Raw genomic sequence first — 21,256 nt, 5'->3', positions numbered from 1 at the left:
TCCGTTCGGTGCCCGTTCCGTCCTGTGGATCACGGGGCCGCGACGCACGGACCGGGGCGCACGGCGTACGGCCCTCAGGCCTCCGTGTGCTCCGAGAGGCCGGGCCAGTCGTCGGGGCCGCCGCCCTGCCAGTCGATGATGTCGCTCTCCTCGACCTCGATCACGTCGAGGTCCACGTCCGCCTGGCGCAGGATCTCGACCACGTCGTCGAGGTGGTATGCGATGCCGAGCACCCGGTCGCCCTCGGTGACCCGGCGCGACCCGTCCAGACCCGGTGTGTGCACCACGATCCTGGGGAGTTCCTTGCCGTCAGCGTCCATGGTCCAAGGCTGCTGGCCGCGGCCGCGATCCGCACCCGGAGCCGGGCACCGGGCCTCCAGGCGGGTCATGGGTCTGGTGCCGTCCGACGGCGCGAGGCTGGGCGCGACAGTACGTTCGCGCCGCCGGACGGGGTCTTGGGGGCCCGGCCGGAGCCAGGGGTGGTCATGGTCCGGCCGAAGCCGACGTATGGATGGGACCGCGGCGGTCGCGACGGACCGGAGTCGCCCTTCCCTCAGGTCGAGAAGGGGGAACCGGATCCTTCACCACCGCACTGGCTCGCGGGCCGCCGCGGTCCTCACCCGCCCGGACCGCGTCCGTGACGGCCACCCCTCATCCGGGCCGTTCGTGACGCGGTCCGGGAGCTCGGCTCTCCGAACGCGGATCCGGGTCGCGGCGGCGCCTGGGCGCGACAGGACAGATGTCGGCGCCGCCGCGACCCGGAAGTTCGAGGTGCCCGGTCAGACCCGGGCGCCGGAGAGGCGTTCGACCGCGCGCAGCAGCGCGGAGTGGTCCAGCCCGCCGTCGCCCTGCGCGCGCAGGCTGGCGACGAGCTGGGCGACCACCGCTCCCACCGGCAGCGCGGCACCCACGGTGCGGGCGGCGTCCGTGACGATGCCCATGTCCTTGTGGTGCAGGTCGATACGGAAGCCCGGCTTGAAGTCTCGGTTGAGGAAGTTGTCCTTCTTGTGGGCCAGGACCGTGGAGCCCGCCAGACCGCCGCCGAGGACGTCGAGCGCGGCGCCCAGGTCCACGCCGGAGCGCTCCAGGAAGACCACGGCCTCGGCGCACGCCTGGATGTTCACGGCCACGATCAGTTGGTTGGCCGCCTTCACGGTCTGGCCCGAGCCGTGCGGACCGCACCGCACGATGGTCCTGCCGAGCGCCTCGAACAGGGGCTCCGCCCGGTCGAAGTCCGCGGGGTCACCGCCGACCATGATCGACAGCACCGCCTCGATCGCCCCGGCCTCGCCGCCGGACACCGGGGCGTCCAGGACACGGACCCCCTTCTCGGCGCCGGCCCGGGCGAGGTCCACCGAGGTCTGCGGGGTGATCGAGGACATGTCGATCAGCAGCGTGCCCGGCCGCACGTTCTCCAGGATGCCGTCGGGACCGTACGCGATGGCCTCGACCTGCGGGGATGCGGGGACCATCGTGATCACCACGTCGGCGTCCCGCACGGCCTCGGCGATCGAGGCGGCGGCGGTGCCGCCCGCGGCGGCCAGGCGCTCCAGCTTGTCCCGTTCCAGTGTGTAGCCCGTGACGTCGTACCCGGCCTTGATCAGGTTCTCCGCCATGGGTGAGCCCATGATGCCGAGACCGATCCATGCCACCTTGGGGAGGTTGTCGCTCATGAGGGTGCCTCTCTGCGATCCGTGCTGCTTCTGTGCGATCCGTGCCGCCGCGTTCCGTGCCGCCGCGTTCCGTGCCGCGGCCCCGGGGCGCCGCTCAGCGGGCGGCCCGGGCCGAGGCGGGCAGCCAGTCGAAGGCCCGCGCGCTCGGCCGGTCGCCCGGCTTGTACTCCAGGCCCACCCAGCCCGCGTAACCGGCCGCGGCGAGCTGGTCGAGGAGCTCCTCCAGGGGGAGCGTGCCGGTGCCCGGCGCGCCGCGGCCGGGGCTGTCGGCGATCTGCACATGGCCGGTCCGGTCGGCGTGGGCGGCGATCACTCGCGGCAGGTCCTCGCCGTTCATGGCCAGGTGGTAGAGGTCCATGAGGAACCTCGTGTTGCCCAGACCGGTCGCCGCGTTGACCTTGTCCACGACGGCGACCGCCGCCGGGGCGCTCACCAGCGGATAGTCGGGTGACTCCCGTTCGTTGAGGGCCTCGACGAGGAGGATCGCGCCGATCCGGTCCGCGGCCCGTGCCGCCAGGGCCAGGTTCTCCAGCGCCAGCGCGTCCTGCTCGTCCGGGTCCACACCGGGGAGACGGTTGCCGTACAGGGCGTTGAGCGCCGTGCAGCCCAGCGAGCCGGCGAAGTCGGCGGCCACGTCGATGTTGGCCCGGAACCGCTCGGACTCCTCGCCCGGCAGGGACAGGGCGCCGCGGTCCGGACCGGGGAGCCGGCCGGCGTAGAGATTCAGGCCGGTCAGCCGGACCCCGGCGGCCTCGATCGCCGTCCGCAGGGCGTCGAGCTCGGACCGCTCGGGGGTGGGCGAGTCGACCCAGGGCCACCACAGCTCGACCGCGGTGAAGCCCGCGGCGGCCGCGGCCGCCGGGCGCTCCAGCAGCGGGAGTTCCGTGAAGAGGATCGACAGATTGACGTTGAAGCGCTGGTCCGCGAATCCCATGAGGTCCGCGCTCCTTTCCGTATTGCGGAAACTTGTTTCTGCTGAATGGAAGACTGCCGTCGGCTCCGGAGCGTTGTCAAGAGGGGTCGGGGCGGAAAGCCGAGGGCGCCGCCGGCTCCGGCCGCAGGGGGCTTGCCGGGGCGGCCGCGGCGGGCAGTAGGTTGAGCCCGTGCGATTGAGAGTGGAGTTCACGACCGAGCCCTTCGATCTCGACGAGGCCCCCCGGCACGCCCTGGTCGCCCGTGAGGTCATCGAGGCGGCCGAGCTGGACGCCGTGGACGTCGGCCCGTTCGGCAACACCGCGGAGGGCGGCGCGGACGCCGTGCTCACCGCCGTCGAGGCGCTGCTGCGTCAGGTCCTGGACGCGGGCGCCACCCGGGTCTCGCTCCAGGTCAACGTCGTCGGGGCGGCGGGGGAGGGCGATAAGTGACCGGCATCGCGGACGACCCCTTCGTCGCGGCGGTCAAACCGCTGGTCGACGCCATGGGGGGCGAGATGCTGCCGCCCGAGCAGGCCGGCGTCGACGACGTCGTCCTGTCCTGGGAGGGCGCGGACGTCGTCGCGGTGCGCCTGCCGCAGCTCGCCGACTCGCTCGACCACATCCTCGCCGCCCTGGAACGCAAGCGGGGGATGCCGCTCGCGGAGCTCGACCGCAAGGCCAAGCAGGAGATCGTGCGCATACTGGAAGCCCGCGGGGCCTTCTCCGTGCGGCACGGAGTGGAGACCGTGGCGAGCGCGCTCGGCGTGAGCCGGTTCACCGTCTACAACTACCTGAACCGCGAGAAGGGCGCCTGACCGGCGCGAACACGCCTCTGGGCGGCCGATCCCACCGGCCGCCACCCCGCCGCCGCCTGCGCAACCGGGCGGCGGTTCTCGTAACCTCCCGTAACCCGAAGTTTTCAACAAAGTGTTGACGTCGGTTCGCCGAGGGCGTTAGCTGTGCGCAGCCCGTCCAGCACACGGCCACGGAGGCTTCCCATGGAGTCGAGCACGGCATCCGGCGGCCTCGCCCGCCTCAACACCCTCGAGGAGTCCGCGGCCTTCGCCGTCCTCCACGAGGTGTGCGCCTCCCGGGCGTGGGCCGAACGGCTGCTCGCCGCCCGTCCCTACGCCACCGCCGAGGACCTGTACGCCGAGAGCGACGCCGCCACCGCGGGTCTCACCACCGCCGACCTGACCGAGGCGATGGAGGGGCACCCGCCCATCGGACGGCCGAAGCCCGGGGACCCGACCTCCTCGCGCGAACAGCGCGGGATGGCCGGCGCCTCCGCGGAACTGAAGGAGGAGATGCTCGAACTGAACCTGGCCTACCAGGAGAAGTTCGGCCATGTCTTCCTCGTCTGCGCCACCGGCCGGACCGGGGAGCAGATGCGCGACGCGGTCAAGGAGCGGATCGGCAACCCGGCCGGACGGGAGCGTGAGATCGTCCGCGCCGAACTGGGCAAGATCAACCGCATCCGGCTCGGCCGTCTCGTGACGGAGCCGGTACGGGACGAGCTCGTGACGGAGCCCGTACAGGAAGAACCCGTGACGGACCCCGTACAGGAAGAAGAGGCATGAGCACCGACACCACGGCCTCCGTGTCCACCCACATCCTGGACACCAGCGTGGGCCGCCCCGCCCGCGGCGTCGCGGTCCGGCTCGCGGCCCGCGCGGGGCGCGAGGGCGACTGGCGGGCGCTCGGCGGATCCGCGACCGACGCGGACGGCCGGTGCAAGGACCTTCCGGCGCTGCCGGAGGACACGACCCACGTACGGCTCGACTTCGAGGTCGAGCGGTACTTCGAGCAGGATCCGGCGACAACGACACAGCGAGCCGATGCGCAGCAGGACGCCCCCGCGAATCGGGACAGCGAGACGTTCTTCCCCGAGGTGACGATCACCTTCGCCGTCAGGCCGGGCGAGCACTACCACGTACCGCTGCTGCTCAACCCGTTCGGCTACTCCGTTTACCGAGGGAGCTAGCAGACATGACCGAACCTTCCCGCCAGGGCCGCCCGGTGCTCCTGGGGCAGAACCAGTACGGCAAGGCCGAGAACCGCGTCGTGCGGATCACCCGCGACGGCGCCACGCACCACATCAAGGACCTGAACGTGTCCGTCGCGCTGAGCGGCGACATGGACGAGGTCCACCTCTCCGGCTCCAACGCCAACGTCCTGCCGACCGACACCACCAAGAACACGGTGTACGCCTTCGCCAAGGAGCACGGCATCGAGTCCGCCGAGCGGTTCGGCATCCACCTCGCCCGGCACTTCGTGATGAGCCAGGAGCCGATCCACCGGGCGCGCATCCGCATCGAGGAGTACGCCTGGGAGCGCATCGAGGCCCCGGACACCGCCTCCCGGCCCGCCGGCGCGGACGAGCCGCGGCACTCCTTCGTCCGCAAGGGCCAGGAGACGCGCGTCACCCAGATCACCTACGACGGTGACGCGTGGGAGGTCGTCTCGGGCCTGAAGGACCTCGTCGTGATGAACTCGACGGACTCCGAGTTCTGGGGCTTCGTCAAGGACCGGTACACGACGCTGCCCGAGGCCCACGACCGCATCCTGGCCACCCAGGTCTCCAGCCGCTGGCGCTTCAACTGGACCGGCGACGAACAGCGGATGCCCGACTGGGACAAGTCCTACGACGAGGTCAGGAAGCACATGCTCCAGGCCTTCGCGGACACCTACTCCCTCTCGCTCCAGCAGACCCTGTACGCGATGGGCGCGCGGATCATCGACCACCGCGACGAGATCGACGAGGTCCGCTTCTCGCTGCCGAACAAGCACCACTTCCTGGTCGACCTCGCGCCGTTCGGCCTCGAGAACGACAACGAGGTCTACTTCGCGGCCGACCGCCCGTACGGGCTCATCGAAGCCACCGTCCTGCGCGACGGCTGCGACCCGCGCATCCCGGTCGACCTCACCAACCTCTAGAACCGCCACGACGGACCCGGTCGTCACCCCCGCGGCCACCGGGTCCGTCCGCCGACCCGGAAGAACGAGGAACCGCAGTGCCAGTCCAGCGCATCGTCATCGAGAACTGCGCCATCGCGACCGTGGACGCGGGCGACACCGAGTACGCCTCGGGGCACATCGTCGTCGCCGACAACAGGATCGAGTCGGTGGGTGCCGGCAAGGCCCCGGAGGAGCTCGAGAACGTGGTCCGCCGCGTCGACGGCACCGGGCACCTGGCCACCCCCGGCCTGGTCAACACCCACCACCACTTCTACCAGTGGATCACCCGCGGCCTCGCCACGGACCACAACCTCTTCGACTGGCTCGTCGCGCTCTACCCGACCTGGGCGCGCATCGACGAGCGGATGGCCTACGTGGCCGCCCAGGGCTCCCTCGCCATGATGGCCCGCGGCGGCGTCACCACCGCCATGGACCACCACTACGTCTTCCCGAAGGGCTCGGGGGACCTGTCCGGCGCGATCATCCGGGCCGCCCACGAGACCGGAGTCCGCTTCACCCTGGCCCGCGGCTCCATGGACCGCAGCCGCAAGGACGGCGGACTGCCCCCGGACTTCGCCGTCGAGACCCTCGAAGGGGCGCTCGCCGCCACCGAGGCGACCGTCGACGAGCACCACGACCCCTCCTTCGACAGCATGACCCAGATCGCCGTCGCGCCCTGTTCGCCCTTCTCCGTGTCCACCGAACTCATGAAGCAGGGCGCCGAGTTGGCCCGCCGCAAAGGGGTACGGCTGCACACCCACGGTTCGGAGACCGTGGAGGAGGAGCAGTTCTGCAAGGAACTGTTCGGCATGGGCCCGACCGACTACTTCGAGTCGACCGGCTGGCTCGGCGAGGACGTGTGGATGGCGCACTGCGTCCACATGAACGACTCCGACATCGCCGCCTTCGCCCGGACGAGGACGGGTGTGGCCCACTGCCCCTCCTCCAACGCCCGGCTGGCCGCGGGCATCGCCCGGGTCCCCGACATGCTCGCCGCCGGCGTCCCGGTCGGCCTCGGCGTCGACGGCACCGCGTCCAACGAGTCCGGCGAACTCCACACCGAACTGCGCAACGCCCTGCTCGTCAACCGGCTCGGCGCCCACCGCGAGGCGGCCCTGAACGCCCGTCAGGCACTGCGCCTCGGCACCTACGGAGGAGCCCAGGTCCTCGGCCGGGCAAGCCAGATCGGCTCCCTCGAGGCGGGCAAGCTCGCCGACCTCGTGCTGTGGCGACTGGACACCCTGGCGCACGCCTCGATCGCCGACCCGGTGACGGCGCTCGTCTTCGGCGCCGCCGCGCCGGTCACCCTCTCCCTCGTGAACGGCCGTCCGGTCGTCGAGGACGGTCACCTGCTGCACATGGACGAGGACGCCGTCGCCCGTTCGACACGGGACGAGGCGCGGCGCCTCGCGCGCATCGCCGGACAGGACTGACCACCGCAGAACTCCGGCCGAGGGGGACGGCCCTCGGCCGGTGGCCGTGGACCCGAGCGGGGTCCACGGCGGCCGCCTCCGGGGCGCGCATGCACGTGCGCGCCCCGGAGCGGTCTCCGCCGTGCGGACGCGATGTCCGCGCGTCCCCTGCCGTCCCGGTCCCGCACGACCGCGCATCACCTCCCTGACACCCACGTCGACGACGGCGTGTACCCGACCGGAGGAGCCGCCCGTGGCCGCCCAGCCCGAGCCCAGCACCGATGCACGACCCACCGGATCGACCGGCCGACCGGTCCATCCGGTCGACGAGAGACTGCCGTTCCTCAAGACGGCGGCCGGCGGACTGCAGCACGTGGCCGCCATGTACGCGGGAGTCGTCGCCCCGCCCCTGATCGTCGGCGCCGCGGTGGGTCTGTCCGCCGGCGAACTCACCTTCCTCACCGGCGCCTGCCTGTTCACCGCGGGCCTCGCGACCTTCCTGCAGACCCTCGGCGTCTGGAGGATCGGAGCCCGGCTGCCCTTCGTCAACGGCGTCACCTTCGCCGGTGTCGCCCCCATGACCGCGGTCGCCGCCTCCGTCGAGGACAAGAGCGACGCCCTGCCCGTCATCTTCGGCGCGGTCATGGTCGCCGGCGTCCTCGGATTCCTCGCGGCTCCCTACTTCAGCAAGGCCGTCCGCTTCTTCCCGCCCGTCGTCACCGGCAGCGTCATCACCCTCATCGGCGTCTCGCTGCTGCCGGTCGCCTTCGGCTGGGCGCAGGGCCCGGACCCCACGGCGGACGACTACGGCTCCCGCACCTTCCTCGGACTCGCGGCGGCGACCCTCGTCATCGTCCTCGTGCTGCGCCGCTTCACCCGCGGCTTCGTCAAGCAGATCGCGGTCCTGCTCGGCCTGGTCGTCGGCACGCTCGTGGCGATCCCCTTCGGTGTCACGGACTTCGGGCCGGTGGCCGCCGCCGACGTGGCCGGCTTCCCGGCACCGTTCCACTTCGGCGCTCCGCAGTTCCACCTCGCCGCCGTCCTCTCGCTGTGCGTGGTCATGGTCGTCTCGATGACCGAATCGACGGCGGACATGCTGGCGCTGGGCGAGATCGTGGAGCGCCCGGCCGACGAGAGGACCATCGCGGCCGGACTGCGCGCCGACACCCTCGGCTCGGCCCTCAGCCCCCTCTTCAACGGCTTCATGTGCAGCGCCTTCGCCCAGAACATCGGCCTCGTCGCGATGACGAGGATCCGCAGCCGGTACGTCGTCGCCGCGGGCGGCGGATTCCTGGTGCTGATGGGACTGTGCCCGATGGCCGCGTCGCTGATCGCCGTCGTGCCGCGCCCGGTGCTCGGCGGGGCGGGCGTCGTCCTGTTCGGGTCGGTCGCGGCCAGCGGGATCCAGACGCTGGTCAGGGCGGGCCTGGAGAAGGACAACAACGTGCTGATCGTGGCCGTGTCGCTGGCGGTCGGCATCATCCCGATCACCGCGCCCGGGTTCTACCACGCGTTCCCCGAGACCGCGCGGATCGTCCTCGACTCCGGCATCTCCACGGGCTGTCTCACGGCGGTCGTCCTCAACCTCGTCTTCAACCACCTCGGCAGGGGACGGGCGGACGCGGGCGAGGTGACCCACCCGATGGAGGCGGGCGAGGACCTCGCGGCGGCACCGGCCCGCTGACGGACCGGCCCCGGGCCCTGAAACGCGGCCCGTGACACGCGGGGCGCGGCACGTGGATCGTGCCGCGCCCCGCGTCCTGTCCGCCGGCGTCAGCCGATGTGGTAGCTGTCGCCGTAGACCTTCCAGTCCAGCGGCGTGTTCAGGTTCAGGTTCCGGTTGCGTACGAAGACCCGCTGCGCGGTGTCGACGCGGCTGGTGTCCGAGTGGGCCTCCTCCTGCTTCATGGCCCACACCCGGGCGTCGAGGAAGGCGTTCAGATACGTCACCTCGTCGCCGCCCTGGGCCGGCGGCTTGGCCTTGGCGAGCGCGCGCCGCCGGATGCTGCCGAAGCTGGTGCTGTCGTCGCCGTTGCCGTGCATCACGACGGCGTCGTAGTACGTGAACTGGCCGAGGGCGCCGATGCCGTCGGACTTGCCCTGCTGGACGGCGGGGTTGAAGTAGACGCGGTCCCGTTCGTCGTTCTGGGCCTGCTGGAACGCGGTGTCCTGGGCGGCCCGGCGCCAGTCGGCGGGGAAGCCGGGGTCCAGGCCCTCGTGGGAGTCGCCGCCGTCGACCTCGCGCAGCGCGGGCAGGTACTTGGCGAGAACGTTGCCGGGCTTGCGCCGCGTGTACAGCTCGACGAGTTCGAGCATGTCGTGGGTGCCCGAACAGAAGCCGATGATCCCGGCGGTGTAGCCGCGTCCGTCGCCGATGTCCTCGATGTACTTGTACTGGGCCTTCCAGTCCAGCGAGGAGTTCTCCGCGCTGGAGACCAGCTTCATGGCGATCTCCTTCTTCGCCGGGTCGTCCAGTCCGACCGCCGCCGCGGTCGCGCTCTGGGTGGCGATCAGCGGTCCTGCCACCAACGAGGCTCCGATCAGGGTGAGCAGGGTGCGACGCGAGGGGGCTATGTGGGGGGTGTGCACGGTACCTCCGATGGGGGAGCGGTGTTGCCGCGTACTGTTAGGAAAGTTTCCTACCAGAGTTGGAGGACGGCGTACACCCTTTGAGAGAAGGCGAGTTGACGTTCCGGGGGTCCGTGGAGGGGGTGAGCGGGTGCGTCGAGGGGTCGCGGCGGGGCCGCAACAGCGCGGCGGCCAGGGCCAGGGCGGTGGCGGCGACGGCCGCGGCCACCGTGAACGCCAGCCGGTAGCCGTCCGCCGTCGCCGCGACGACCTGCCCGCCCGCGCCGGTCAGCCGTGCGGTCCGGCTCGCCGCCAGGGTGGTCAGGACCGCCAGCCCCAGTGAACCGCCCACCACCTGCGTGGTGTTGAAGAGCCCGGAGGCAAGACCGGCGTCCTCCGCGCCGGCGTCCGCCATGGCGAGCCCCGTCACCGCGGGCATCGCGGCCGCGAACCCCACGGAGAGCAGGAGCAGCGGGGGCAGCACGTCGGCGACGTACCCGCCCTCGGCCGGGGCCCGGCCGAGCAGGGCCAGCCCCGCCGTGATGAGGGCGAGTCCGGCGAGCAGGACGCGGTACGGGCCGAAGCGGGCGATCGCCGGCGCCGACAGGGTCAGCATCAGCGCGCCGATGACGACGGGGGCGGGCAGGAACGCCGTACCGGTGAGCAACTCGCTGTAGCCGAGCACGCGTTGGAGGTAGAGCGCGCCGAGGTACTGGAAGCCGTACATCCCGGCGATCATCAGGATCTGTACGCCGTTCGCGCTCGTCAGCGTCCGTGAGCGGAACAGCCGCAGCCGCAGCAGGGGCCGGGCCGCCCGGGCCTGACGCAGGGTGAAGCCGGCGAAGAGCGCGAGGGCGAGCGCGCCGAGCGCGAGCGTCCCGCCGAGGCTCCGCTCCCCGGTGCTGACGATCGCGTACACCGTCAGCATCAGGGCGCCGGTGACCAGGGCGGCACCCGGATAGTCCGCGCCGCCGCCGAGCCCGGCTCCCCGGTCCGGGGCGAGCACGCGCAGGGCGGCCACCAGGGCCACCACGCCGATCGGCAGGTTGATCAGGAAGATCCAGTGCCAGTTCAGGGCCTGCGTCAGCGCGCCGCCGAGGAACGTGCCGAGAGCCCCGCCCGCGGCACCGACCGCGCTGAACACCGCGATGGCGCGGCCCTGTTCACGCGGCTCGGGGAAGAGCGCCACCAGCATGCCGAGGACCACGGCCGAGGTCATCGCCCCGCCGACGCCCTGGAGGGCACGGGCCGCGACCAGCACGCCTCGGCCGTCGGCGACCCCGCACAGCACCGACGCGAGGGTGAAGACGGCGAGCCCCGCCGTGAACATCCGCTTGCGGCCCAGCAGATCGCCGAGCCTGCCGGCGAGCAGCAGCAGCCCGCCGAACGGGATCAGGTAGGCGTTCACGACCCAGGCGAGTCCGGGGGCGGAGAAACCGAGGTCGCTCTGGACGGCGGGCATGGCGACGGTGACGATGTTCCCGTCCAGGACGGTCATCAGGGTGCCCGCGCACAGCACGACGAGGGAGGCCCACCGTGAGTACGCTCGTGGTGTCGACGGCCTCGCCGCTTCGGTCCGGGACGGCATGACGGTGACCTCCGTGTTCTCCGTGGACCGCTCCGGTTCCACGGACGTTCTCCCTTGGTGCACGACTTGTAACGGGGGACATCGTGAGTGACCATGGGAGACCGGCATAAGGAGGCACTTCGATGTCCCAGGGGAACACCGGTGTTACCGCGCAGGCAGTGCTCGCGCAGGCGTGCCCGGTCCGCGAGGTTCTTGACAGGGTCGCCGGGAAATGGAGCGTGCTGATCATCGTGGCCGCGGCCCACGGACCGATCCGCTTCACCGAACTGGAGCGCAGTGTCGAGGGGATCAGCCGGCGCATGCTGACGCTGACCCTGCGCCATCTGGAGCGCGACGGCCTCGTCACCCGGACCGTGCACCCGACGGTCCCGCCGAAGGTCGAGTACGAACTCACCCCGGTCGCGCGTGAGTTGCACGCGACGCTGCTCTCCCTGACCGACTGGGCCGAGCGGCACCGCGTCACGATCGCCGAGTCCCGCGCGGCCTACGACGCCGAGCACCGGCCGGAGTTGGTCGACGCGTAGACCGTGCGGTGGGCCCGCACGGTCGGCCGCCCGGCGGTTCGGTGGGACGGCGCGCCGGGCGACTTCCCGGGTCAGAGGCCCAGCGGGCCCGGGTCCGTGGCCAGTGCCTTGAAGGCGTCCCGGGCTCCCGGCACCAGGCGGCGCTCGGTGAGGTCCATCAGCCCGCCGACCGCCGTGATCTCGGCGGCCACCGTGCCGTCGGTCTTCCGGATGATCTGCTCGATGCGGAACGTCTTGCCCTCACCCCAGAGGAAGGCGCACGTCACCTCGACCTCGTCGCCGGCCCGCAGCTCGCGCCGGTAGCGGATGGTCGTCTCCAGCGCCACCGGGCCCACACCGCGGGCCAGCAACTCCGTCTGGCCGATCCCGGCCGCCTGGAGCACCGACCAGCGGGCGTGCTCGGCGTACTGCAGATAGACGCTCTGGTTGAGATGCCCCTGTACATCGGTCTCGTATCCGCGAACGGTCACGGGGACGAAGAACGGCTCTGCCACGACTTTCCCTCCGACGACTGCGACTGCTGTTGCTGTTCGACCGACGCCGACCTCGAGGCCTCGACGTCCTCGGGGCACGCCCCTCACGCGCGCCGGGGCGAGGCCAGGACGTACCGGGCGCCCGTACGCGGTTCCGTGTGCTCGCCCACCTGCCAGCCCGCCCCCTCCAGGGTCGCCGCGCACGCCCGCAGCGCTTCGGGGTCCGGCTCGTGCACGGCGACGGCCTCCGGCTGCGGTGTCGCCCGTATGCGGTAGCCGCCGCCCGCCGCCCCGGCGGGCCGGTGCCCCGCCGCCTCCAGTGCGAGGGCTGCGGCCTGCACCAGATGCGTGCGTTCCCAGGCGCACGGAAGGTCCGTCGCGCCGTCCGGACGGGTCATCCGGCGCAGCTCCAGGAGCCCCTGCCAGGCCCCGCGCACCTCTCTCAGCCGCGCGGGACCCTCCTCGGCCCCCTCCTCGCCGCCGGTCCGTGCCGCGAACACCCCGGACGCCGCCGGAGCGGGCCCCACGGGGGCCGGCGCCGGCCCGGGGCCGTCCTCGGGTGCCTCGCGCAGCCGGTGCCCGGCCGGTGTCAGGAAGTGGTCGCGCGGGGGACGCGGATGACGGAAGGCGAGCCCGCGCCTCACCAGGGCGGCCAGCTGCGCCTCCGTGCCCTTCAGCCGCCCGGTCACGGGGTCGGCCGCCTCGACGATGCGCCGCTGCGCGGCGGTCGGCGGTCGTGTCACGGCGCGCTCCCTCCACCACCCGGTGGTGCCACGGCGCTCCGGCCCGGCCGTGGCTCAGTGTTCCTCCGCTCCCTCTCCCGCCCGGGAGGCCGAGGAGAAGGAGTCATGGGAACAGTACGCGTCGGGTCTGACATTCCAGCCGGCCACCACATGCCGGCGGTGCTCCGTGCTGAGCCGGCTCATGGTCCCGGTGCCGAGCTGGAAGAGGGCGCCCGACTGGGCGCTCAGACCCAGCCGGCGCGCCGTCAGCACCCGCAGGAAGTGGCCGTGCGAGACGACGACCACGCTGCCCTCCGACTCGGCGAGCGCCGCGTCGATCCTGGCCAGAGCCCGTTCGGCGCGCACGCCGACCTCGTCCGGGCTCTCCCCCGGATGCTCGGGCGGTCCGGGGGCGACCCCGTCGGTGAACAGGAACCAGTCCGGCCGCTCCCGGTGGATCTCGACCGTCGTGACCCCCTCGTACCCGCCGTAGTCCCACTCGCTCAGGTCCGCGTCGACGTGGGCGTGGCCGATCCCGGCCAGCTCGGCCGTCTCCCGCGCCCGGCGCATCGGGCTGACGAACGCCGCCGCGATGTGATGCCGGGCGATCAGCGGACGGAGCCGCCGGGCCTGTTCACGGCCGTTGTCGGTCAGCGGGACGTCGGTCGAGCCCGTGTGCCGCCCGGACATCGACCACTCGGTCTCGCCGTGCCGTACGAGGAGCAGGTCACCCATCGCCGCGCCCTTTCGTCCCCGTGTCCGCTGCCGTCCCTCGTACGGTGCCACCGGGCGGGCGCGGCCGCAGCCCCGGATCCTCCGGTCGGCCCACCCGGTTCCTCAGCCCTTCTCCTGCCGGTAGCCGCTCAGGAACCGCCCGATCCGGCTGATCGCCGCGTCCAGGACGTCGGCGTGCGGGAGGGTCAGGATGCGGAAGTGGTCGGGCCGCGACCAGTTGAAGCCGGTGCCCTGCACGACCTGGATCTTCTCGCGCAGCAGCAGGTCGAGGACGAACTTCTCGTCGTCGTGGATCGGATACACGGCGGGGTCGATGCGCGGGAACGCGTACAGCGCGCCCTTGGGCTTGACGCACGAGATGCCGGGGATCTCGTTGAGCTTCTCCCAGGCGAGGTCGCGCTGCTCGCGGAGCCGGCCGCCCGGCGCGGTCAGCTCGTGGATCGACTGGCGGCCGCCGAGCGCGGCCTGGATGGCGTACTGCGCCGGGGCGTTGGCGCACAGCCGCATGGAGGCCAGCATCGTCAGCCCCTCCAGATAGCTGCGCGCGTGCTGCTTGGGGCCCGTGACGACCAGCCAGCCGGAACGGAAACCGGCGACGCGGTAGGTCTTCGAGAGGCCGCAGAAGGTGAGGACCACCAGGTCGGGGGCGAGGGCCGCGGCCGACTGGTGCACGGCGTCGTCGTACAGGATCTGGTCGTAGACCTCGTCGGCCAGGACCATCAGGCCGTGCCGGCGGGCGAGATCGAGGATGCCCTCGACGATCTCCTTCGGATAGACCGCGCCCGTGGGGTTGTTGGGGTTGATGATGACGACCGCGCGGGTCCGGTCGGTGATCTTCGCCGCCATGTCGTCCAGGTCCGGGTACCAGTCGGCCTGTTCGTCGCAGAGGTAGTGGACCGCCTTGCCGCCGGCGAGGGTGGTGACGGCCGTCCACAGCGGGTAGTCCGGGGCGGGGATGAGGACTTCGTCGCCGTCCTCGATCAGGGCCTGCACGGCCATGGAGATCAGTTCCGAGACGCCGTTGCCGAGGAAGACGTCGTCCACGCCGACGTCCAGGCCCCGGTCCTGGTAGCGCTGGGCGACGGCGCGGCGGGCGGACAGGATGCCGCGCGAGTCGGTGTAGCCGTGCGCCCGGGGCAGCATCCGGATCATGTCCTGGAGGATCTCCTCCGGCGCCTCGAAACCGAAGAGGGCGGGGTTGCCGGTGTTCAGGCGCAGCACACTGTGGCCCGCCGCCTCCAGTGCGTCGGCGTGCTCGATCACCGGGCCGCGGATCTCGTAACAGACCTCGCTGAGCTTGCTCGACTGCCGGAACTCCATGCGCTGCGCCCTCCGGTTGTGGTGTTGCTTGGTTTTACCAAGTAGGAGCTTGGAAAGTCCAACAAGATAGCTAGACTGCGTCGCATGTCACCGCGCCGAAGCTACGACCAGTACTGTTCCGCCGCCCGCGCCCTCGACGCCGTCGGGGACCGGTGGACCCTCCTGATCGTCCGCGAACTGCTCGGCGGCCCGCGCCGGTACACCGATCTGCACGCCGATCTGCCGGGAGTCAGCACCGACGTCCTCGCCTCCCGGCTCAAGGACATGGAGCGCGACGGACTGACCACGAGGCGCCGCCTGCCACCTCCGGGCGCGGCCTACGTGTACGAACTCACCGATCGTGGCCGCGAGTTGCTGCCCGTCCTGCAGGCCTTGGGGGAGTGGGGCGGCCCCGCGCTGGGCGAGCGGCGGCCCACCGACGCCGTACGGGCCCACTGGTTCGCGCTGCCGCTGCTGCGCGGTCTCGACGCCGCCGGGGCGGGCCAGGGGCTCGTCGAAGTCCGCCTGGACGAAGGCCTGTTCCATGTGTGGCTCGGCGCCGGGGAAGGTCCGCTCTACGGCGACGGACCCGCCCCGCGCGAGCCGGACGCCCGCCTCGCCCCGGACGCGCGGGCCTGCGAGGCCATGAACCGCGGGACCCTGACGCTGCTCGACGCGCTGCGCGAGCGGAGCGTCGCGGTGACGGGCGACGGCCCCCTCGCCAAGGCCCTGCGCGAGGCGTGACGCGTCCCGTGTCCCGGAAGTGATCCCGCGCTCTCCCGTACCCCGGAAGCGATCCCGCGCGCCCTCTCCCGTGTCCCGGAAGTGATCCCGTGCGCCGGAAGCGAGAGGCCCGCGCGGCTCCCTGACGGAGAGCGGCGCGGGCCCCGGTAGACGGCCTGCGGATCAGGCGCCCGGCGGAATCCGGGACGGACGTCCCCTGCCGCGCGTCAGCGAGTAGCCCCAGATGCCGGCGAGGGCCGCGAGGACACCGCCGATGCCGGTCCACACCCAGCGGTCGGACCACCAGCCGGAGGTGTCGGGCCGCAGCGAGGACAGCGTCGCCGTCTTCGAGTCGGCACCCTCCTCGGCGCCGTCGTCGGACTTCTCCGAGGTCACGGCGATACCCGGGACCAACGGCTTGGCGAGCGAGCCGTCGACCGCCGCGGAACCGCCGATGTCCTTGGAGTCCACGCGGAGTTCCGCGCTCATCGGAAGACCCAGATCGGCCGTGCCGAGACCGGTGGCGGTGAGCCGGACGTAATAGGTGCCCGGCAGCGGGTCGTTGGCCCAGGTCTCCGCCCAGGCGCGCACGGTGCGCAGGGTGCAGGACAGCTCCACGGAGGAGGCGTCCGACCCCGCCGTGCGGGTCTGTGCCCCGTACTGGCAGGCCTGACGGCGCCGCAGACCGTCGTACACGTCGATCTGCCAGGTCTCGGAGGCGCCGCGCTTGGACGCCTCGGGCAGCTTCACCGTCGCCTTCACGGTGGGCCGCTGCCCGGCGTCCGCGGGGAACTGCCAGTACAGGTAGTCACCCGTGGAGGCGCCGGCCGTGGCCTGCCGGCCCTGCTCGACCTCGGTCGCCGTACGGAACGACGTACCGGCCTCGGTGGGCGCGGAGTCGTCGCCCGAGGGGCTCGCGGACGGTGAGGAGTCGGCGAACGCCGGGGAGGCGGCCGCGCCGAGCAGCGCGGGTGCCGCGACGACCCCCGCGAGGAGGGCGGCGGTGCTCAGTACACGTCGGATACGCATCAGTTGGTCCTCCAGACCGAGAACCGCCAACGGGAGATCCAGCCCCACAGCAGACCGGCGAGGAAACCGGTCAGCACCAGGGCGCCGAGCAGCCACCAGCCGCGGCCGAGGCCGAAGGAGGCCACGTCGCTCGCCTGGTCCGGGCCGTCGACGACGTCGACGGTGAGTTCCAGGGGCAGTCCGGGCGTCGTCTTCACGCCGGACGCGGCCGAGAAGGAGTTGGACACCTGCAGACACACGACCTCGGCGGGCGCGTTCTCGTCGTCGCTCTCCGCCTTCGGGTAGCGCAGGCCGGTCGAGACGACGTCCGTGCGGCCGTTCCCGGCCGACTCGCCGCGCACGATCTCCCGGCCGTGCACGGTGACGGCCCGCAGCAGCACCCCGTAGTCGGGGTTGACCTGACGGTCCGCCGCGATGCTCACCGAGGCGCGCAGCTCCTTGCCGGGCGCGACCTCCACGCGGTACCAGCGGTGCTGGGCGAACTCCTCGCGGTCGGTGTAGATGCCCGACTTGACGGCGGGCGCCGCGGTGCACGAGTCGGCACCCTCCACGGCCACCGGCTTGACCACCGGATCGGCGGCGCGGTCCACCAACTGGTTGACGCGGTCGCTGAGCTGCTCCTTGTGCTCCACCGAGGTGTACGTGCCGCCGGTGGCCTCGGCGATGCAGCTCAACTGCCTGCTCACCTTGAGATCGGGGACCAGGCCCAGGGTGTCGATGGTCAGGTCGATGCCCTTGGCCGCGATCTCGCGGGCCACCTGGCACGGGTCCAGCGGCTGGCAGGTGTCCTCTCCGTCGCTGATCAGCACGATGCGCCGGGTGCCCTCACCGCCCTGGAGGTCGTCGGCCGCCTTGAGCAGGGCCGGGCCTATCGGGGTCCATCCGGTCGGGCTGAGGGTCGCGACCGCGGTCTTGGCCTCGGTGCGGTCCAGCGTCCCGACCGGGTAGAGCTGGGCGGTGTCCTTGCAGCCGGTCTTCCGGTCGTTCCCCCGGTAGTTGGCGCCCAGGGTCCGGATGCCGAGCTGCACCTCCTCCGGTGTCGCGTCGAGCACTTCGTTGAACGCCTGCTTCGCCGCGGACATCCGCGACTCGCCGTCGATGTCCCGGGCCCGCATCGAACCGCTGACGTCCAGCAGGAGTTCGACCTTGGGCGCGGTCGCCGTCGTTTCGTCGGCGACCGCGCCGGCCGGGTAGGCGATCCCGGCGGCCAGGAAGGCGAGCAGGGCGCAGACGCCCGCCGCCAGCCGTTGTCTTGTGATCATCGGCGGATCCTATTGATCAAAGGTGCCGCTCGTAAAAACGAGAGGTGTCCCGCGTCAGGACGAACCGGGTCCCGCGAGCGGGTTGGGAAGCCGTGTCCACAGGTCACCGGGGGTGTCCGGGGAGAGCCGCATCAAAGTCAGCGCTTTGGCGGGAAGCGGCTCACCGAGGAGCGCGGGGAGGTCCGCGGTGCGCGGGAGATCCGCCGCGACGGCTTCAAGTGCCTCGCGCAGCACGGCCGTCGAACCCGCCGTCGCGGCCAGCGCACCGCCGACCAGGGAACCGAAGAGCTTGCGGCGCAGGGTGGACTCGTCGTCCGTCACGATGCGCCCGGACAGCGCCGGGACCGGGACGCCGTGCCGGCCCAGCCGGGCCGGGCTCACCCGGATGTCGGCCAGGTCGCGGTAGACCAGCCGGACGGGGGAGTCCGCGCGGTCGAGGACCACGAGCAGGTTCTGGCCGTGTGCCTCCAGGGCCACCCCGAGGTCCAGCAGCCGCAGCCCCACCGTGAGGACGAGACGGGTGAACTCGGCCAGCCAGGACGGCTTCTCGGGCAGCCGGGTCAGCGGAAGCGCGGCCACCGGGAGACACCGCTCGCCGTCCCCCGCGTACTCGTCCGGCGACTCCCGCACCACCGCAGCGAGTTCGGGGGAGCCGGCGGTGGCCGCGCCGAGCGTGCGGGTGATGTGCAGCGGCGCGTCGAGGCGGGCCGCCATCTCCTCCATGAACGAGGAGACGGTGTCCGCCGTCCGCACCGAGTACACCGAGATGTCCCGCACCGACGAGGTGAGCCGCGCGCTCAGCGCCGTCTTCACATGCGGCCCGTCCGGCACCGCGAGCGTGCGCAGCGACATCAACGGGCGCCCGCTGAAACCGTCCTGGACGGGTGCGTCCAGCACATGGGCCACCTGCCAGGGATGCACCGGGATCAGCGCCCGCTCCCCGTCCCGCAGCCACTTGGGCCACGCGCCCGTGACGAGAGCGTCGTCCACCGCCACCAGGCCCAGCCGCACCGACGTCCGGTGCTCGGGCCCGTACGCGAGCTGCTCGGCCACCGAGAACCCGGGCCGCGCACGGCAGTTGGGGTGGTACGGATGCCCGTCGACGATCCGCTGCTCCCACGCCCAGCTCGCCTCGGACGGCCCGGGCGCCCCGTCCGGGCGCCGGTCGGCCCGCGACAGCGCCAAGGAGGCGACACTGTCGCCGAGTTCGGCCGAGAAGGCACCACCGTGTGGCACGTCCAGGGCGTCGACGAGGGCGTCCGGGCGGTCGTGCGCCCGCTCACCGAGCCGTACTTCGGTCACGTAGGCGGAGGTCGCGTACGGGTCCGGGAGGGGGCCGCGCAGCCGGCGGCCGTCGGTCAGACGAAGGGTCAGGCCCTCACGGTCCGCGTCACGGCCCGCGACCCACGGCAGCGGCTCGCAGGCCAGCGCACGCCACAGCCGCGTCAGCACGGCGGCCCGGGCACCGGGCAGCGCCTGCGCGTACGGCGCCGACAGCCCGGGACGTACGACGCTCAGCTCCTCGGCGAACGCGGCCTCGGTGTCGGGCGTGGAGGGACGGGGCACAGGCGGGCTCCTTGCGTACGGGGACAGCGTCGTGATCGTCCGCCGCTGCGGACATACTGATCACCAGTGCACCGTATGAATCGAATGGACCGGATGGATCGCGTGGACTTCAAGCCGACCGTGTTCCCCCAGCTCACCGCTGGCGACATGGACGCGGCCGCCGACGCGTACGCCGCCGCGCCTTTGCTCAATTGTCTCCTGCGCGAGCTGGCGGAGCCCACGGGGCGGCCGGGCGTCCACCGGCTGCGCGCGAGCGGCCGGGAGCTGCGCGTACGGGGCACCCGACGCCCCTACGCGCCCGAGCTGCACACCGACGGAGCCTGGCGGCGGCTCACCCACCCCGGGCTGATCGCGCTCGCCGCCGCGGAACTGCGCCTGTTCACCGGCGTGGACAACACCGAGCTGCCCGCGGAGATGACCGACAGCCGGGACGTGGTCGCGGCCCTCCTGCGCGCCCGGGCCCGCACGACGCCCCCCGAGGACCCGTATCTGCGCTCCGAGCAGTCCCTGATCATGGGGCACCCGTACCACCCGGCACCCAAGACCCGCGGCGGCGGCCCGGTCTCCGGCTGGCTGCCCTACGCGCCCGAGGCGTACGCCGGCTTCCCGCTGGAACTGCTCGCCGTGCGGGAGGACGCGGTCGTCGAGGAGGGCGACACACAGGCCCTCGACACACTGGGCCGGGCACCCGCCGGCTACCGGCTGCTCCCCGCCCACCCCTGGCAGTCGGCGCTCACCGGGTCCGTCCCGGCGATCCGGGACGCCTTCGCCGACGGCCGCCTCCTGCGCCTCGGAGCGACGGCCCGCCCCCTGTGGCCGACGGCAGCGATCCGCACCCTCTACGCCCCCGAGGACGACCTCTTCCTCAAGTTCAGCCTCGACGTCCGCATCACCAACGACATCCGCCGGCTGTGGCGGCACGACCTGCTGAAGGCGCGGGCCACCGACGCGGCCACCGCCGCCGCGTTCGCCGCGCAGGAGGGTCCCGCCGCGTGGCTCAGCGACCGCGGCTACCGCACCGCCGACTTCGCCTTCGAGGAACTCGCCGTCCTGGTCCGCGACGGACTGCGCCCGCACCTCCTCCCCGGCGCCACCCCGCTGCTGGCCGCCGCCCTGGTGGAGGGCTTCGAGGGCAGCCCGCTCGACCGGCTCACCGACCCCGCCGGCTGGTGGGAGGCGTATCTGAGTCACACCGTGCCCCCGGTGCTGGAGGCGTTCGCCCGCCACGAGGTCGTCGTCGAGGCGCATCTGCAGAACACGCTGGTGGCCGTGGACGGGGACGGCATGCCCGTCCAGGCACTGTTCCGGGACGCGGAGGGCGTGAAACTGCTGCCGGGGGTGACCCGCGCGGCCGGCTGGGAACGGCTCGTCTACTGCCTGGTCGTCAACCATCTCTCCGAGATGGCCGCCCTCCTCGCGGAACGCTTCCCCGGCACCGACCCCTGGCCCGCCGTACGCACCGCACTCCACCGCTGCGGCACGTCCTACGCCCTCCCCGAGATCACCGCCCTGCTCACCTCCCCCACCCTCCCCGGCAAGACCAACCTGCTGCTCCGCTGGACCTCGGCGGACGGCGCCGCGGCCCGCTACGTACCCCTGCCGAACCCACTGGCCGGGAACTGACCCCCATGGGCAGGGGCGGGGCGAACCCCGCCGCCCGCGGCGAAGCCCCGGGTCCCGGCATGGCGTCGTCATCCGGCGCACCCCCGTCGCCGATGACGCGCGGTTACTATGGTCACTTCATGCCGGACGGCCGGAGCAAGGGGTGCGCCGTCGCCGGCCGGGTGGTCGGAAGGCAGGCTGAGGACTC

At 72.4% G+C, this 21,256-nt stretch carries 22 protein-coding genes; 10 read left to right on the top strand and 12 right to left on the bottom strand.

Features of this window, described 5'->3' with window-relative positions; all coding sequences use genetic code 11:
• Positions 1–74: 74 nt before the first annotated feature.
• The 3 genes from ACFRIC_RS22405 to ACFRIC_RS22395 form a co-directional block, all read right to left on the bottom strand.
• A complete protein-coding gene (locus ACFRIC_RS22405) occupies positions 75–320 on the bottom strand; it encodes a hypothetical protein (RefSeq protein ID WP_382788359.1) in 246 nt (81 codons plus the stop codon).
• 459 nt (positions 321–779) lie between these two features.
• A complete protein-coding gene (locus tag ACFRIC_RS22400; protein ID WP_382788357.1) occupies positions 780–1,673 on the bottom strand; it encodes a 2-hydroxy-3-oxopropionate reductase in 894 nt (297 codons plus the stop codon).
• 94 nt (positions 1,674–1,767) lie between these two features.
• On the bottom strand, positions 1,768–2,607 hold the full coding sequence (locus ACFRIC_RS22395; RefSeq protein ID WP_382788355.1) for a TIM barrel protein: 840 nt from the start codon (positions 2,605–2,607) through the stop codon (positions 1,768–1,770).
• Between the two features lie 169 nt (positions 2,608–2,776).
• Between ACFRIC_RS22395 and ACFRIC_RS22390 the strand changes: the two genes are divergently transcribed.
• From ACFRIC_RS22390 to ACFRIC_RS22360, 7 genes are all read left to right on the top strand, one after another.
• Complete coding sequence (locus tag ACFRIC_RS22390) at positions 2,777–3,037, top strand: hypothetical protein (protein WP_326784753.1); 261 nt, start codon at positions 2,777–2,779, stop codon at positions 3,035–3,037.
• Entirely contained in the window at positions 3,034–3,402 is a 369-nt protein-coding gene (locus ACFRIC_RS22385) for a helix-turn-helix domain-containing protein (RefSeq protein WP_382788352.1), read from the top strand. The genes ACFRIC_RS22390 and ACFRIC_RS22385 overlap by 4 nt, the downstream gene beginning before the upstream one ends.
• 183 nt (positions 3,403–3,585) lie before the next feature.
• Positions 3,586–4,167, top strand: a complete 582-nt coding sequence (gene uraD / locus ACFRIC_RS22380; protein ID WP_382788350.1) for a 2-oxo-4-hydroxy-4-carboxy-5-ureidoimidazoline decarboxylase — start codon at positions 3,586–3,588, stop codon at positions 4,165–4,167.
• Positions 4,164–4,571, top strand: coding sequence for a hydroxyisourate hydrolase (uraH, locus tag ACFRIC_RS22375; RefSeq protein WP_382788348.1), 408 nt, complete (start codon positions 4,164–4,166; stop codon positions 4,569–4,571). The genes uraD and uraH overlap by 4 nt, the downstream gene beginning before the upstream one ends.
• Before the next feature lie 5 nt (positions 4,572–4,576).
• Entirely contained in the window at positions 4,577–5,524 is a 948-nt protein-coding gene (pucL, locus tag ACFRIC_RS22370; protein ID WP_382788345.1) for a factor-independent urate hydroxylase, read from the top strand.
• A 77-nt stretch (positions 5,525–5,601) separates the two neighbouring features.
• The gene (locus ACFRIC_RS22365; protein ID WP_382788343.1) at positions 5,602–6,978 is read left to right on the top strand and encodes an 8-oxoguanine deaminase; all 1,377 of its coding nucleotides are present in this window, start codon (positions 5,602–5,604) and stop codon (positions 6,976–6,978) included.
• Positions 6,979–7,291: 313 nt separating this feature from the next.
• Complete coding sequence (locus ACFRIC_RS22360) at positions 7,292–8,641, top strand: nucleobase:cation symporter-2 family protein (protein ID WP_382788759.1); 1,350 nt, start codon at positions 7,292–7,294, stop codon at positions 8,639–8,641.
• A gap of 89 nt (positions 8,642–8,730) precedes the next feature.
• Here the strand turns inward: ACFRIC_RS22360 and ACFRIC_RS22355 are convergent, their stop codons facing one another.
• Entirely contained in the window at positions 8,731–9,546 is an 816-nt protein-coding gene (locus ACFRIC_RS22355) for a chitosanase (protein ID WP_382788341.1), read from the bottom strand.
• A 37-nt stretch (positions 9,547–9,583) separates the two neighbouring features.
• Positions 9,584–11,023: an MFS transporter gene (locus ACFRIC_RS22350; protein ID WP_382788756.1), complete on the bottom strand. Its 1,440-nt coding sequence runs from the start codon at positions 11,021–11,023 to the stop codon at positions 9,584–9,586.
• A 212-nt stretch (positions 11,024–11,235) separates the two neighbouring features.
• Between ACFRIC_RS22350 and ACFRIC_RS22345 the strand changes: the two genes are divergently transcribed.
• Positions 11,236–11,637, top strand: a complete 402-nt coding sequence (locus ACFRIC_RS22345) for a winged helix-turn-helix transcriptional regulator (protein WP_382788339.1) — start codon at positions 11,236–11,238, stop codon at positions 11,635–11,637.
• A 71-nt stretch (positions 11,638–11,708) separates the two neighbouring features.
• Here the strand turns inward: ACFRIC_RS22345 and ACFRIC_RS22340 are convergent, their stop codons facing one another.
• The 4 genes from ACFRIC_RS22340 to ACFRIC_RS22325 all read right to left on the bottom strand — a co-directional run bounded on the left by ACFRIC_RS22340 (position 11,709) and on the right by ACFRIC_RS22325 (position 14,887).
• Positions 11,709–12,131, bottom strand: a complete 423-nt coding sequence (locus ACFRIC_RS22340) for an acyl-CoA thioesterase (RefSeq protein ID WP_382788337.1) — start codon at positions 12,129–12,131, stop codon at positions 11,709–11,711.
• 83 nt (positions 12,132–12,214) lie between these two features.
• Positions 12,215–12,853, bottom strand: coding sequence for a hypothetical protein (locus ACFRIC_RS22335; RefSeq protein ID WP_382788335.1), 639 nt, complete (start codon positions 12,851–12,853; stop codon positions 12,215–12,217).
• 54 nt (positions 12,854–12,907) lie between these two features.
• The gene (locus ACFRIC_RS22330) at positions 12,908–13,567 is read right to left on the bottom strand and encodes a histidine phosphatase family protein (protein ID WP_382788333.1); all 660 of its coding nucleotides are present in this window, start codon (positions 13,565–13,567) and stop codon (positions 12,908–12,910) included.
• Between the two features lie 102 nt (positions 13,568–13,669).
• Positions 13,670–14,887, bottom strand: coding sequence for a pyridoxal phosphate-dependent aminotransferase (locus ACFRIC_RS22325; protein ID WP_382788331.1), 1,218 nt, complete (start codon positions 14,885–14,887; stop codon positions 13,670–13,672).
• A gap of 84 nt (positions 14,888–14,971) precedes the next feature.
• Here ACFRIC_RS22325 and ACFRIC_RS22320 point away from each other — a divergent pair, with 84 nt between their 5' ends.
• Complete coding sequence (locus ACFRIC_RS22320; RefSeq protein WP_382788329.1) at positions 14,972–15,610, top strand: winged helix-turn-helix transcriptional regulator; 639 nt, start codon at positions 14,972–14,974, stop codon at positions 15,608–15,610.
• A 162-nt stretch (positions 15,611–15,772) separates the two neighbouring features.
• Here the strand turns inward: ACFRIC_RS22320 and ACFRIC_RS22315 are convergent, their stop codons facing one another.
• The 3 genes from ACFRIC_RS22315 to ACFRIC_RS22305 are packed head-to-tail and all read right to left on the bottom strand — an operon-like array spanning position 15,773 to position 19,446.
• Positions 15,773–16,618, bottom strand: coding sequence for a hypothetical protein (locus ACFRIC_RS22315; RefSeq protein ID WP_382788327.1), 846 nt, complete (start codon positions 16,616–16,618; stop codon positions 15,773–15,775).
• Complete coding sequence (locus ACFRIC_RS22310) at positions 16,618–17,880, bottom strand: VWA domain-containing protein (protein WP_382788325.1); 1,263 nt, start codon at positions 17,878–17,880, stop codon at positions 16,618–16,620. Before ACFRIC_RS22310 ends, ACFRIC_RS22315 begins: the two co-directional genes overlap by 1 nt.
• 54 nt (positions 17,881–17,934) lie before the next feature.
• On the bottom strand, positions 17,935–19,446 hold the full coding sequence (locus tag ACFRIC_RS22305; RefSeq protein ID WP_382788323.1) for an IucA/IucC family protein: 1,512 nt from the start codon (positions 19,444–19,446) through the stop codon (positions 17,935–17,937).
• 93 nt (positions 19,447–19,539) lie between these two features.
• Between ACFRIC_RS22305 and ACFRIC_RS22300 the strand changes: the two genes are divergently transcribed.
• Positions 19,540–21,069: an IucA/IucC family protein gene (locus ACFRIC_RS22300; RefSeq protein ID WP_382788321.1), complete on the top strand. Its 1,530-nt coding sequence runs from the start codon at positions 19,540–19,542 to the stop codon at positions 21,067–21,069.
• The last annotated feature ends 187 nt before the right edge of the window (positions 21,070–21,256 follow it).

It is taken from the genome of Streptomyces sp. NPDC056738, assembly GCF_042790435.1.
Taxonomy (GTDB): Bacteria; Actinomycetota; Actinomycetes; order Streptomycetales; family Streptomycetaceae; genus Streptomyces.
This window is presented reverse-complemented; position numbering and strand designations above follow the sequence as displayed.